Source organism: Amycolatopsis sp. NPDC058986 (assembly GCF_042741125.1).
Taxonomy (GTDB): Bacteria; Actinomycetota; Actinomycetes; order Mycobacteriales; family Pseudonocardiaceae; genus Amycolatopsis.
In genome coordinates this window covers 65,739-79,221 of sequence record NZ_JBHYJW010000022.1, presented here as the reverse complement: position 1 = coordinate 79,221, position 13,483 = coordinate 65,739, and the positions used below count along the sequence as shown (strand labels likewise).

At 69.2% G+C, this 13,483-nt stretch carries 12 protein-coding genes; 6 read left to right on the top strand and 6 right to left on the bottom strand.

Going from position 1 to position 13,483, the window contains the following annotated elements:
- Window positions 1-78: 78 nt before the first annotated feature.
- Window positions 79-480 (top strand): TIGR03667 family PPOX class F420-dependent oxidoreductase, encoded by a 402-nt coding sequence (locus ACFW0G_RS20625; RefSeq protein WP_378326947.1) that lies wholly within the window; start codon window positions 79-81, stop codon window positions 478-480.
- Between the two features lie 9 nt (window positions 481-489).
- On the opposite strand, the gene ACFW0G_RS20620 is transcribed toward ACFW0G_RS20625, so the two are convergent.
- Both ACFW0G_RS20620 and ACFW0G_RS20615 read right to left on the bottom strand, forming a co-directional pair.
- Window positions 490-1,065: a superoxide dismutase gene (locus ACFW0G_RS20620; protein ID WP_378326946.1), complete on the bottom strand. Its 576-nt coding sequence runs from the start codon at window positions 1,063-1,065 to the stop codon at window positions 490-492.
- 83 nt (window positions 1,066-1,148) lie between these two features.
- A complete protein-coding gene (locus ACFW0G_RS20615; RefSeq protein WP_378326945.1) occupies window positions 1,149-1,742 on the bottom strand; it encodes a hypothetical protein in 594 nt (197 codons plus the stop codon).
- Window positions 1,743-1,832: 90 nt separating this feature from the next.
- On the opposite strand from ACFW0G_RS20615, the gene ACFW0G_RS20610 reads away from it, so the two are divergent.
- Both ACFW0G_RS20610 and helD read left to right on the top strand, forming a co-directional pair.
- Window positions 1,833-3,662 (top strand): LamG-like jellyroll fold domain-containing protein, encoded by a 1,830-nt coding sequence (locus ACFW0G_RS20610; RefSeq protein WP_378326944.1) that lies wholly within the window; start codon window positions 1,833-1,835, stop codon window positions 3,660-3,662.
- 159 nt (window positions 3,663-3,821) lie between these two features.
- Window positions 3,822-6,113 (top strand): RNA polymerase recycling motor HelD, encoded by a 2,292-nt coding sequence (helD, locus tag ACFW0G_RS20605; protein ID WP_378326943.1) that lies wholly within the window; start codon window positions 3,822-3,824, stop codon window positions 6,111-6,113.
- Between the two features lie 148 nt (window positions 6,114-6,261).
- On the opposite strand, the gene ACFW0G_RS20600 is transcribed toward helD, so the two are convergent.
- The gene (locus ACFW0G_RS20600) at window positions 6,262-6,759 is read right to left on the bottom strand and encodes an Lrp/AsnC family transcriptional regulator (protein WP_378326942.1); all 498 of its coding nucleotides are present in this window, start codon (window positions 6,757-6,759) and stop codon (window positions 6,262-6,264) included.
- Between the two features lie 339 nt (window positions 6,760-7,098).
- Here ACFW0G_RS20600 and ACFW0G_RS20595 point away from each other — a divergent pair, with 339 nt between their 5' ends.
- Together ACFW0G_RS20595 and ACFW0G_RS20590 are read left to right on the top strand one after the other, a co-directional pair.
- Window positions 7,099-7,539: a hypothetical protein gene (locus tag ACFW0G_RS20595; protein WP_378326941.1), complete on the top strand. Its 441-nt coding sequence runs from the start codon at window positions 7,099-7,101 to the stop codon at window positions 7,537-7,539.
- Between the two features lie 8 nt (window positions 7,540-7,547).
- Window positions 7,548-8,171 carry a hypothetical protein gene (locus tag ACFW0G_RS20590; RefSeq protein WP_378326940.1) on the top strand — a complete coding sequence of 208 codons (624 nt, stop codon included), beginning with the start codon at window positions 7,548-7,550 and terminating at the stop codon, window positions 8,169-8,171.
- Window positions 8,172-8,174: 3 nt separating this feature from the next.
- Here ACFW0G_RS20590 and lysA read toward each other — a convergent pair whose 3' ends face one another.
- Complete coding sequence (gene lysA, locus ACFW0G_RS20585) at window positions 8,175-9,518, bottom strand: diaminopimelate decarboxylase (protein ID WP_378326939.1); 1,344 nt, start codon at window positions 9,516-9,518, stop codon at window positions 8,175-8,177.
- Between the two features lie 230 nt (window positions 9,519-9,748).
- Between lysA and ACFW0G_RS20580 the strand changes: the two genes are divergently transcribed.
- Entirely contained in the window at window positions 9,749-10,810 is a 1,062-nt protein-coding gene (locus ACFW0G_RS20580) for an RNA polymerase subunit sigma-70 (RefSeq protein ID WP_378326938.1), read from the top strand.
- 95 nt (window positions 10,811-10,905) lie between these two features.
- Here ACFW0G_RS20580 and ACFW0G_RS20575 read toward each other — a convergent pair whose 3' ends face one another.
- Together ACFW0G_RS20575 and ACFW0G_RS20570 are read right to left on the bottom strand one after the other, a co-directional pair.
- Complete coding sequence (locus tag ACFW0G_RS20575) at window positions 10,906-11,961, bottom strand: fatty acid desaturase family protein (protein WP_378326937.1); 1,056 nt, start codon at window positions 11,959-11,961, stop codon at window positions 10,906-10,908.
- Window positions 11,962-12,493: 532 nt separating this feature from the next.
- Window positions 12,494-13,402 (bottom strand): dihydrodipicolinate synthase family protein, encoded by a 909-nt coding sequence (locus ACFW0G_RS20570; protein WP_378326936.1) that lies wholly within the window; start codon window positions 13,400-13,402, stop codon window positions 12,494-12,496.
- Window positions 13,403-13,483 lie beyond the last annotated feature (81 nt).

Genomic DNA, 13,483 nt, shown 5'->3' with positions numbered 1-13,483 from the left:
GAAGACTCTGTCATCGGGAAGAAACTGTCGGTGGTGTGTGGTTGGCTCTGGAAGACACCGAGACCAGGGGGTAACGGCATGACCTACCAACCCGACCCACGGCTGGCCGAGCGCGCGGCCGAGCCGATCGGCTGGCTGACCACGGTGACGCCGAAGGGGCGGCCCGCACCACGCCCGGTGTGGTTCGTCCTCGACGGCGACGACATCCTGGTGTTCAGCCAGCCGGACACGGCGAAGCTGCGGCACATCGCGGCCAACCCGGAGGTGAGCTTCCACCTCAACAGTGACAGCGGTGGCGGCGGCATCCTCGTCGTCAACGGCCGAGCCGAGGTGGACGAGGCCAAGGCGTCCGAGGCGCCCGGCTACCTCGACAAGTACGAGTCGACCTACGCCAGGATCGGCTTCGAGAACGCCGCCGCGTTCGACGCGTCGTATTCGGTGCGGATCCGGATCGTGCCCGAACGGTCTTGGGGGTTCTAGGCGGAGGTTCTAGAAGTCGACGTTCAGGCACGCCAGCCGCGCACCGGCGGTACCGGCCTTCCCGGGTTCGGTGTGGGTGTGGGTTTCGTGGATGATGACCGAGTGGGCGCGTTTGTCACCCGTGAATCCCCAGTCCACTGTGGACATGACGTAGGCGATGCCGTCCTCGTCGGTGGTGAAGTCGAGCCAGATCTCGTTCTCCGGGTTGGCGTACTCCGGGTCGACCGAGGGCTGCACCGGGTCCGGGACGTGCTGGTGGTGCGGCCCGGAGTCGGCGGGTGCCGCGCCGCAGGGCTTGGAGTGCGCGTGGGAGCCGTACTCCCGGTTGGGCACCAGGCCCTTGACGACCAGCGCGGTCTTCGTCCTCGACTTGGTGAATCCGTAAACGGTGGCTTTCGCGCCGACGGGGACGAGGTCGGGCTGGTAGGTCACGGCGGTCGCGCCGGGGGTGTAGGGGGCGAAGGTGCCGTGTGCCCGGAAGTGATGGCCATGGCCACCTTTCGCCGGGACGGCGTCGGAGGCGCCGGCGACGCCTGCCGCGGCGGTCAGCAACACGGCGGAAAGGGCAACAGGGAGGATTCGCATGCCCCCTCTTTAGCCATCAGCCGCGGGGCCACACCATGGTCATCACTCGATCGGATGAGGCATTTCTGAAGAATGTACGGTCTTTACCGGGATCCGTACCACTGGTTCCGGACGGCGGTGCCCGGCGGCAGCCCGAACGCCGCGGGAGCGACCGATGCCGGATCTTCCGGTTCCCAGCCCGCGAGAACCTTGCGCGCGTCCAGCCAGGTGAACATCCGCTCGACCGAGCGCTGCAGCCCGGCGCCGTCCTGGGCGAGTTCGATATTCGAGATGTGTAAGGCGCCGTTCGAACGATCGAGTACGTAGACCATGGGCTGTCTCCGATATCCGGAGCCGATCACCAGTTCGTCGCCGATTCTGCTGAGCTTGTCGCAGGAGGCCACCAGTCCGATGCGCAGCCGGTCGCCCTCCTGCCGCGTTTCGATGACCCGTTCGGTGCAGACCCAGTGCGTGCCGGGGGCGGCCGCATCGTGAGCGACCATGCCTTGCCAGCCCTGTCTCAGGTGGGCGTCGATGATCGGCAACGTTTCGCGCGCCACCGCGTCGTCCACCGGCAGTTCGTCGATTGCCCACCAGACGGTCGCGACCACGGCGACGACGCCACCGGCGAGCGCCCACCAGCGGAGTTTCCGTCGCCGCGGCCGGAGCGTCCCGGCGGTATCCGGTTCATCCCCCACCCGTCGACCGTACCGCTGTTCATCCGGAGTTCGGCCCCCGTTGCCGGGATGGACGGCGCTCGACCGCGCGTGGTCCGTACCTTTCCGCTGGTGACAGATTCCTCCCGCCGGACCTTCCTGCGCGGCGCCGGGGTGCTCGGCGCGGGCGCCGCCGTTTCCTCACTGCCCAGCGTTCTCGGCGCCCCGGCCGCCGACGCCGCTCCGCGATCCGGCCGCCGCGACGCGGAGAGCCTCCGCTTCACGGTGGCCGTCATGCCCGACACGCAGTACCTGTTCGACACCGACCGTGGCGACGCCGCACCGGTCGAGGCGGCGCTCCGCTGGGTGCTCGACACGGATGACAACGTTGTCTTCCTTGCGCATCTCGGGGACCTCACCGAGCACGGACAGCCGGATGAGTTCGCGAAGATCAGCCGGGCCTTCGAGATCCTCGACCGCCGCCGGTTCCCGTACAGCACGTTGGCGGGCAACCATGACGTGAATTCCTCGACCGACGATCAGCGCGGTCGCACGCCGTACCTCGACGCGTTCGGGCCGCAGCGGTTCCGCCGGTCACCGGCGTATCGCGGGTCCACAAAGGATGGTTACAACAGCTACCACGTGTTCCGCGCCGCTGGACGGGAGTGGCTGTTGCTCGCGCTGGACTGGCGGCCGTCGGCCGGTGGGCTGGCCTGGGCGCGAGACGTGCTGAAGCAGCATCCGCACGCTCCGGCGATCCTGACGATCCACGAGCTGGTGGACTCCGACGGGAGCGGCGCTGCGCACCTGTCGGAGTTCGGGCAGCGGGTGTGGGACGAGCTGATCTCCGGCAACGATCAGATCTTCCTCAGCCTCAACGGTCACTACTGGCCGCCGGGACGCACGGTCAAGAAGAACGTCGCCGGGCACGACGTGCATCTGCACCTCACCAACTACCAGGACCGCTACTACGGCGGCAGCGCGATGATCCGGCTGTACCAGTTCGACCTGGCGCGTGGCGTGATCGACGTCCGCACGTTCTCGCCGTGGCTGGCGGACCGGGCCGACCGGCTCACCGAGCTGGAGCGCCTGGAGGTCGAGCGCACCGGGGCGGTCGACTACTTCAGCATGGAGATCGACTTCGTCGAGCGCTTCGCCGGGTTCGCCCCGATCCCGGTGCCGCCGGCCCGCCCGCCGCGTCAGGAACTCGTGCCGGGCACCGTCGCGTACTGGCGGTTCGAGGGTGGCGGGGACGGACAGCCGGTGCCCGAGGGCACACCGGTGCGTGACCTGTCGGGGCAGGGCAACGACCTGGTCAGGGCGACGGTGCCGGGCAGTGGCGCAAGCGCGTTGACGTACTCCGCCCGGTTCTCGCCGCGGCAGCCGTCACGGGCGAGCCTGCGCTTCGACGGCGGGCGGAAGCCGGGGCGTGGCGCCTACCTGCGCACGGTCGGCACCGCGCCGATGAACACCGCGACCTTCCAGCGTGGTTACACCATCGAGGCGTTCGTCTGGCTGCCCGAGGACTTCCGGAACGGCGATCACGCGTGGAGCGGGCTCTTCGGCCGAGTGGGTTCGGGCGGGCAGGCGGGGAAGACCGGTGACGACCCGAAGGAGCCGGCGGCCACACTGTCCCTTTCGGACGGTGCGGCGTTCCAGTGGGCGGCCTTCCCGCTGAACCAGAACGCGATCTCGACGAACTGGGGGCACGAGCTGCCGCTCGCGAAGTGGTGGCATGTCGCCGTGGTCAACGACGGCCGCCGGACGACGGTGTACGTCGACGGCTGCGCGGTGCTGCGTAACCCCGAGACGCCCGCGATCGGTATCGCGAACCCAGGTGGCAGCTGGCTCGTCGGCGCCTCCGCCTATGACGGGGTGGTGGGGCAGAGTTTCTACGGCCTGCTCGGCGAGGTCCGGGTGGTGGACCGGCCGCTGCGGGTGCGGGAATTCCTGCTGGACTGAGCACGAAAAAAGAAGGCGCTCCGGGTGGCCGGGGCGCCCTCTTTGTGCCTGGTACTTGACAAGGTGTGGACAATGAAAAGTCGGCGTGTGCTCACCTCGTGAAAGGAATCTTCGCACTTCGCCGACCGATAAGCTTACTATAGCGGTTGTGAGGGGAACTTGTCAAATCAGGGGTATGACGAGGAATTGCGGGCCGAGCGAGCCCACGTCGATTTCCTCTACGGACGGCTCGACGCCGAGCGGGCGCGGGCGGCTGCCATGTTCGGCGACGCGGTCAAGGCCCAAGGTGCTTCCTCCCTTGCCGAACGGGACGGCTTCACCGCGGTCCACGCGCGCGAGCTCGGCCGGCTGAACATCGCCGACAACGGGTTGTGCTTCGGCCGCTTGGACGCCCTTTCGGGCGAACGGAGCTACATCGGGCGGATCGGGCTGTTCGACGAGGAAAACGACTACGAACCACTGCTCATGGATTGGCGTGCGCCCGCCGCGAAAGCATTCTACTGCGCGACGCCGGTGTCGCCGGATGGAATGGCGTCGCGACGGCAGTTCCGCACGCGGGGCAGGAAAATCCTCGATTTCACCGAGGAGATGCTCGGGGCCGCCGGCGAGGGCACCGGGCGGGGTGACGCGGCACTGATGGCGGCGGTCACCGCGCCGCGCGGCGAGGGAATGCGGGACATCGTCGCGACGATCCAGGCCGAGCAGGACGAGATCATCCGGCTGGAGCACGCGGGGGTGACGGTGATCGAAGGCGGGCCGGGCACCGGGAAGACGGCCGTCGCGCTGCACCGCGTCGCGTATCTGTTGTACGCCAAGCGCGAGCGGCTGTCCCGGCGCGGCGTCCTTGTCGTGGGGCCGAGTACGGGGTTCCTCGACTACATCGGCAGGGTGCTGCCGTCGCTCGGCGAGACGGACGTCGTCTTCGCGACGCCCGGTGATCTCCTGCCGGGCCTGCGGGTCGTCGCCGAGGAACGCGATCCGGAGGTGCAGCGGATCAAGGGATCGCTGGAGATGCTCGACGTCCTCGCCGCCGCGGTGGCGGATCGGCAGGGATTGCCCGCCGAGCCGCTCGAAATCGGACTCAGCGACATCACGATCGAGTTCGACGCCGGGGTCGCCGAGGCGGCTCGGGAGAAGGCACGCGCGAGCGGGCTGCGGCACAACGAGGCCAGGGCGGTGTTCCGCGAGTGGGTACTCCGGGACCTGGCCGAACGGGCCGTGGACCGGATCGGCGCGGGCTGGCTCGGCTCCGACGATCCGGCGCTCCTCGCGTCGATCCCCGCCGAAATGCTGCGCGAACTGGACCGGGACGCGCAGGGGACGGGGGGACTCACCGCGGTGCGAGAGGACCTGCTCGCCCACACCCGGCTCGAACTCGAGGCACACGATCGGCTGATGGCCGAGCTCGACCGGCTGTGGCCGGTGCTGACGCCGCGGCGGCTGCTGGCGGATCTCTTCGGTTCGGCCGAACGGATCGCGGCGGCAGGGGGCGACCCGGCGCTGTTCCGCGCGCGAGGAGCGGCGTGGACGGTGTCCGACGTTCCCCTGCTCGACGAGGCGATCGAGCTCCTCGGCGAGGATCGTTCCGTGGCCGAAGCCGTCGCCGCGCAGGAGCGGCGGGACGCGGAGGAGTACGCGCAGGGCGTGCTGGACGCGGTGGCGATGGAGCGGGACGAGATCATCGACGACGAGGTCGGGCTCATCATCACCGACCTCACCGACGCGGCGGAACTGGCTGAGCGGCAGATCGAACGGGACACCCGCGATCTCGCCGAACGCGCCGTCGAGGACCGGGAGTGGACCTACGGGCACGTCGTCGTCGACGAGGCGCAGGAACTGTCCGAAATGGACTGGCGGGTGCTGATGCGGCGCTGCCCGAGCCGGTCGTTCACGATCGTCGGCGACCTGGCGCAGCGCCGGTCGGCGGCGGGCGCGACGTCGTGGGGCGCGATGCTTTCCCGCTACGTCGCGGATCGGTGGGTCTACCGCGCGCTGACGGTGAACTACCGCACGCCGTCGGAGATCATGGCCGTGGCGGCGGCCCTGCTCGCCGAGTTCGCGCCCGGCGTGCGGCCGCCGGATTCGGTGCGGGCGGCCGGGGTGCGGCCATGGGCGCGGCAGGTCGGCGCGGACGGCCTCGCCGCCGCGGTCGAGGAGTTCGTGCGTGCGGAAACACCGGGAGAAGGCACGTTCGCGGTGATCGGGCCACCGGACATTTCCGGCGTGCGGGCGCCTTCGGCGGTCAAGGGGCTGGAGTTCGACGCCGTCCTCGTCGTCGAACCGGACCGCATTCTCGCGGAGGGGCCGCGCGGCGCGGCCGAACTCTACGTCGCGCTCACCCGGGCGACGCAGCGGCTCGGTGTGCTGCACACCGGTGCTCTGCCGGACGTGCTGAACGGCTTGGCACGGCAGAAGAAGCCGGTGGCCGCGGGGCATCGGCGGTTTCTGTGACCGAGGCACTGTTCCGATGATCGGAACCGGTGCGCCAGGGGCTGCCCCGGCGCACCGGTTCCGGATCCGGACGGTCGGCTCGCGTACTCAGCCGGACGACACGTGTACCTGGGGAGCCGGTTCGCGTACCTGGATGGGACGACACGGGCTAGTTCGTCAGGTGGCCCCAGGTGTAATCCTGCTTGGCGCGCTTGAGGTACACGAACAGTTCGGTACCGGTCACTTCCGGGATCGAGCGGATGTCCGCACCGAGCACCTGCAGCAGGTGTTCGTCGTCCCGGCAGGTCAGCTCGGCCAGCAGGTCGAAGCTGCCCGCGCACAGCACGACGGAGTGCACGTGGGGCAGCGAGGAAAGCCTGTCCGCGACGTCGCGGGGATCGCCGCTGACGGTGATCCCGACCATCGCCTGCCGATCGAGATCGACGTTGGCGGGCGAGGTGATGGCGACGATCTGCATCATGTCCTCGCGCAGCAACCGCTGCACCCGCTGGCGTACCGCGCCCTCGGACAGGCCCACCGCCTTGGCGAGCGCGGTGAACGAGGCGCGTCCGTCGTGCTGGAGCAGCGAGATCAACGTCCGGTCGGTGCTGTCCAGTCCTCGCTGGGCGCGCTGATCGTCGTTCCGCGTGCGTACTTCTTCACCCATGCCGTCCCTCCCTTTGTTTCGGCATGTGTTTTCTTAAGCGCGCAGCGTATCCAGTCGCACCGACAAAGCGGGAGACCTTATCGTCACGTTATCCGCGCGCGTGTCGCGGTGTGCGTTCTGCGTACCCTCGTCGGACATCTTTCGCTGTAGTCCGGCCGCCCGTTACGGTCCGGGGCCGCTTCACACCCGCGACCAGGAGGGTCCATGAACCGGGCGGACGGCGCGCCTGGTGCCGTCGGCGAGGGAGACAGAGCTTTCTCCGATGTCACGCCGGGCAAGGGCCCAGGCGATCATCGGCGCGTCATCGAAAACTCATCTGCCGTGATTAGCGTCCCCGGCATGATTACTTCCACAGTCACGCACCTGGCCGTCCCCTATGGCGCGAGCAGCGATCTGCCGCACGCGCTGGTGTCCGCGGTGGTCGTGGGCGCGCTGCTCGCCGGGGTGAGCGCGCTCAGTGTCGCGGTCCGCAAGCGGAAGGTCGCGAGGGCCGAGGCGGCCGCGTCGGCGCCGGTCGAAGATCGCTCGCAGACGTTGCTGCGTCAGGCCCAGTGGCATGACCAGAGCCGCGATCAGCTGGCTACCCAGGGCCGCGCGGAGGAGGCGCTGACGCACGCCAGGTCCGCGGCGGACCAGTGGCGTGAGCTCACCCGGGTGCGGCCGGGACGGTTCCAGGCCGAACTGCAGGCCGCGTTGCGGCGGCTCGGTGAACTGCTGGCCGCCGCAGGGCAGCCGGACGAAGCGGCGCGTGTGCAGCACGAAGCCGCCGGAATCGCCTGAGGATCACCATGCCCGCAGCCGTTTGGACCGGCAGGCGTGGCGATCCGGCGAACGTGACCGCCGACATCGCCCGTGTGCTCGGAAGCGAACTCGGCCTCGCCGGACCGCCGTCCGCCATGACACTTCCGGCCGACAGCATCGGAGTTCCCGCCGGGAGCCTGTTGCCGCCGCGCGAACGGTTCAGCGGGATGCCGGCGCCGACGCACTGTTTCGTGTACGTCGACGCCCAGGCACCCCGGCCGTTCGAGCTCCGTGCCGCGATCATGAGCGGCGGTTCGGTGATCCGCCGCAGCATGGGGCTGGGCACGCTGCTGTACGCCGTTCCGCTGGACGTCCCGCTGCCCGCCCGGGTCGCGCTGGGTGGCTCGTCGTTCGAAGGTGACGTCGTGACCGCGGGCATGCTGAACGCGGATCCCACGTTGCTGCAAGCGGCCGCCGCGTTGACGCCCACCGTCGCCGGGCCCGATCCCAGCCACAGCTGGAAAGTCGAGCGGCTGCTGGCCCTCGAACCGCTCACCCAGGGGGCGGTCCTGCTCGTGCGTACCCTGCACCGGGCGCGTTCGACGGGATGGACGCTCAGCGCGGGCGCGGTGCTGGACCTGGCCGCCCGGATCGAAACGGTGCTGCGGTAAGGCTCAGCCGACGTCGCGGCGCAGCAGATCCTCCTCGGTTTCCCGGCGGACGAGCAGCGTGGCCATACCGTCGCGGACGCCGACGACGGGCGGGCGGCCGATGAGGTTGTAGTTCGACGCCAGCGAGTGGTGGTACGCACCGGTGCACGGCACGGCAAGCAGGTCGCCCGGCCGGACATCGGCGGGCAGGCAGACGTCGTCGGCGAGGATGTCGCCCGATTCGCAGTGCCGCCCCACGACGGTCACCGGCTGCCGCGCGGCGCGGGTGTGCCTGCCGACGAGCCGCGCGGTGTATTTGGCGCCGTACAAGGCAGGGCGCGCGTTGTCGCTCATGCCGCCGTCGACGGCGACGAACGTCCGGCTGCCGCGCTTGACCGCGCACACCCGGTACACCGTGATCCCGGCCGGGCCGACGATCGCGCGTCCGGGCTCGATCGTCAAGCGGGGCAAGGGAAAGTCGTGCCGCGAGCATTCGTAGCCGAGCGCGATCCGCAGCCGCCGGGCATAGCCCTGGAGATCGAAGTCGGGGTCACCGGTGAGATACGGGACGGCGTGGCCGCCGCCGAGGTCCAGTTCCCGCAGCGTGACGCCGTGGCTGTCGCGGATGCGCACCAGCACGTCGACCATCTTCCGCGCGGCTTCCTCGTACCTGTCCACACGGGACACTTGCGAGCCGATGTGGCAGTGCAGGCCGACGAGCCGCAGACCGGGCTGGGCCAGCACCGCCGCGACCGCGCGGTCGACGTTGTCGTGAACGTCTTCGCGCAGCGAGAAACCGAACTTCTGGCCCTCGGTGCCGGTGGTGATCTTCGCGTGGGTGTCACCCGAAACGCCGGGTGTCACGCGGATCATGACCTGCTGGGCACCGTGGGCGAGCGCGCCGAGCGCCTCGATCTCGTCGAGCGAGTCGACGACGATGCGACGGACGCCGTAGGCCAGCGCGGCCTTGAGGTCTTCCGGGGTCTTCGCGTTGCCGTGCAACAGGATGCGCTCGGCGGGGAAGCCGATCGACCGGGCCGCGGCGATTTCACCGGCCGAGCAGGTGTCGAGGGAGAGGCCCTCCTCGGCGACCCAGCGCAGCACCGAGCGGATGCACAGCGCCTTGCTCGCGTAGGCGACCTCGGCCTCGGGCAGCGCACGGCGGTAGGCCCGCGCGGTGGCGCGGATCTGGGCCTCGTCGATCAGGAACGCCGGGGTACCGAACTTGGCGGCGAGGTGGCTCACCGGTGCACCGGCGAAGAGCAGCTCGCCGTTCTCACCGAGACAGGTGCTCCGCGGCCAAAGACCCGGTTCGAGGTGGTCGGCGGCCTCACAGCCGAGGCTGGGCAGGAGCTCGCTGAGCGTCACGGTTACCTCCGTGCGTGGGTCGTATCGGACACGTGCTCAGCCAACGCCGTGATCCACCGCGATGCCGCCGCCGTCGACACCCTCCTGACACTCCGAAGCCAGTCGCTGACGCGTCCTTAACGTGCGAGTAACTTCCGCCACACCCCCGCTGACCTGCGCGGTGCTGAGTTTTCCTGCCGTTCACCGTCACACCGGGCATGGTGAACACACAGCTGGGCGGAGGGATCTCCATGACTGAGGACAGTGCCGTCGTGGCGGCGGCGAAGGCCGGGGACGAAGCGGCGTTCAGCAGCTTGGTCGAGCGGCACCGGCGGGAGCTGCGGGTGCACTGCTACCGGATGCTGGGTTCGTACGACGAGGCCGAGGACCAGGTGCAGGAGACGTTCCTGCGGGCGTGGCGCAAGCGCGAGACGTACCAGGCCAAGGCGAGTTTCCGGGCCTGGCTGTACCGGATCGCCACCAACGCGTGCCTCGATTTCCTCGACGCGACCACGCGCAAGCTGCCGACGCTCGACCTGCCCGTCACCGAGGATTCCGACCTCGCGCCGCGGCCTGCCGTCGCCGTCCCGTGGTTGCAGCCCTACCCGGACCACCTGCTGGAATCGGTGGCCGACAAGGACGGGGAACCGGACGCGGTCGCGGTCGCGCGCGAGACGATCGAGCTGGCGTTCCTCGCCGCCATCCAGCACCTGCCCGTGCGGACACGTGCGGTGCTGATCCTGCGTGACGTGCTCGGCTGGTCGGCCAAGGAGGCCGCGTCGCTGCTGGAGACGACGCCCGCGTCGGTCAACTCCGCACTGCAGCGTGGCCGCGCCGAGCTGAAGGAACACCTGCCCGCGTGCCGCGCGGAGTGGCGCCCTGCCGCTAGTGCCGACGAGCGCGCCCTCGTGCGGCGCTACATGACGGCGGTGGTGGAGTGTGACGAGGACGCGCTCGCCGAGTTGCTGCGTGAGGACGTCCGGTGCAGCCACCAGGCGGGCGCCGGCGGTTGGATGGGGCCGGACCCGACCTGGTACGGCGGACTCGCCGAGGTGCTGGAGGGGTGGGCACCCGCGCTGCGGGGCGCCAACGCGCTCGACTTCGCCATGCGCCTTACTTCGGCGAACGGGCAGCCCGCCGTCGCGAGCTACATCCGGTGGCCGTCGGAAGACCGGGAGTTCCACGCCTTCGCGTTGGACGTGCTGTCCATTATGGACGGCAAGGTTGCCGAGGTCGTCAACTTCGTCCCCGCCGTGTTCCCGTCCTTCGGCCTGCCGATGACGTTGCCCGCCGACGCCGAGCGCGTGGCGTGATGGTCTGAGAGCGGGCTCGATGTCGCGAATGCTCTATTGAGGACGTTCACTGTCTCCAATGGAGCATTCGCGACATCAGGGGGTGGTGTGCTCCTTCACGATCTGACGTGGGTGGGCGTACGCAGTGGTGCGCCGACGGAATGCAGATGCCGCAGGACGAAACCGTAGGAACGCAACCAGCCGCACTGGGCGTACTCGATCCCGTGCCGCGCGCAGAACTCTCGCACGATCACCTGCGCGCGCCGCAGGTTCGGCCGGGCCATGCTGGGGAAGAGATGGTGTTCGATCTGGTAGTTCAGCCCACCCAGTGCGAAGTCGACCACCGGACCGCCTCGGATGTCGCGCGAGGTGAGCACCTGCTTGCGCAGGAAGTCGAGCCGGTGCCCGGCGGACAGTGTCGGCATGCCCTTGTGGTTGGGCGCGAACGAACAACCCATGTACAGGCCCCAAAGGCATTGGTGCACCGCGATGAACACGAAGCCGGTTCCCGGGGACAACACGACGAACACCGCGGTCAGATATGCGGCCAGGTGGCCGAGCAGGAGCGCCGCTTCGAGCTTGTGTCGCTTGACGTCCCGCCGCCACACCGCGACGACGCTCGACACGTGCAGGTTGAGGCCTTCGAGCAACAGCAGCGGGAAGAACAGGATGGCCTGGTATTTCGCCACCCAGCGCAGGAAACCGCGTCGCTCGCCGCCCTGCGCCCTGGTGAACGCCAGCGCGGCGATGTTGACGTCCGGGTCCTCGTCCTCGTGGTTGGGATTGGCGTGGTGCCGGTTGTGCGTGCCGATCCACCAGCCGTAGCTGAGCCCGACGAGGCTGCCGTGGACCATGCCGGTCGCGTCGTTGGCGCGGCGGCCGCGGAAGATCTGCTTGTGCCCGGCGTCGTGGCCGATGAACGACAGCTGGGTGAACATCATGGCGAAGAACGCGGCGAGGAACAGCTGCCACCATGAGTTCCCGAGGAACGCGAAGGCCACCCATCCGCCAGCGAAGGCGAGCAGGTTGAGGCCGATTTTCCAAGTATAGTAACGCCTTCTGCGTCCCAGCAGACCGGCGTGCTTCACCAGCCGGGAAAGTTCGGCGAAATCGGACCCGGTGCCGGGCGACGGCGCCCCCGGGTCGAGTGCTGGGGTCGTCGTCAAGATCATGCACCGCTTTGGGTACGTACGAAAGGCCTTGTCCAGCAAGGATTCCCAACCGCCGGAGGTCCCGGCGGAGAAAGGCGCTGGGCCTCCGGACGCCACGGAAGCTCCGTGGTCTACCTCCAGGGTCTCACCCCGATAGGGCTCGTGCAAACCAACCATCGGGACACGATGAGGTGTACAGTCCGAGACATCGAGGACGAAACGTGAATCGGCGGCCTGCCAGGTTCACCCTCGGTGCCCGACCGGTCGCGTTGTCCGACCGGAGGACAGGAGCACCAACCGGCATCGGCCCATCCGCCGCGCAGAGCCCATCTTGGTCAGGCTGGCCAACGAGCAGCCGCTTCGCTGTTCCTCGCGAGGCAGCGCCCACCTCGGGTTCACGGACGGTGGACGAAGTTCTTGATGTACCTGTCGACCGGGTTGCCCGTCTCAACGGCGAGACGGGCAACCCGGCCTGGTCAAGCACCCGTCATTACGGCGAGAGTCCACAAAGGACAAAGGATCGCCGATCGCTGAACGGCTTGAGTGCCGGGGCCTAGCCTGCCAGGTCCCAGGCCGCGAGCAGTTCGCCGACGTGGGAGCGTTCCGCTTCGGTGAGTGCCCGGCTCGGCGGGCGGACATCGGGGCGGCACAGGCCGAGCTGGGCGAGTGCCTCCTTGACCACGCTGACGTTGTTGGCGTTCCCGTGCTCGGCGCGCATCTCCTCGAACGGCCGAATCCGTTGCCAGACCGCCATCCCGGCGGGGTAGTCGCCGGTCGCGAGTGCGCGGAACATCTCCGACGACGTCGCCGGGTCGACGTTGACCAGTCCCGAGGTGAACCCGGTCGCGCCGACCGCGAAGTAGCCCGGCGCGGAAAGCTCGGCCAGTCCGGCGATCCAGGTGAACCGTGTGAATCCGGCGTCCCGCGCCACCGAGGCGAACCGCACCGGGTCGGGCACCGCGTACTTCACCCCGATGACGTTCGGTGCCGCCTCGCCGAGCGTCGCGAGTTGGGTGCCGGTGATCGCCGCGTTGCGGACATACAGGACGACGCCGAGTTCCGGGACGGCATCGGCGATCGCACGGTGATACTCGACCCAGCCCTCGTCCGAGACGTACGGGTGGACGGGCTGGTGGATCATGATCATGTCCGCCCCGGCGTCGCGCGCGTGCCGGGCCGCCCGCGACGCCGACGCGACGTCATGGCCCACCCCGGCCACCACACTGGCCCGTCCTGTGACGACTTTCACCGTGGTTTCCAGGCAGAGACGCGTTTCCTGCTCGTCGAGCGCGTAGAACTCGCCGGTGTTCCCGTTCGGCGTGACCGCCTCGACCCCGCGGCCGATCAGCCGCTCGACGAGCAGGCCGTACGCGTGCGCGTCGACGCCGCCGTCCGCGTCGAAGGGGGTGACCGGGATGGCCACCACCCCGGACAGCCGCCGCCGCTGTGCCCCGAACGTCATCGCGCTCCCTGACAGGTCAGATCTGATATACGATACGACATTAACACGAAGCTGTCAGGAGCCGGAAAGATCCGCGGGAGG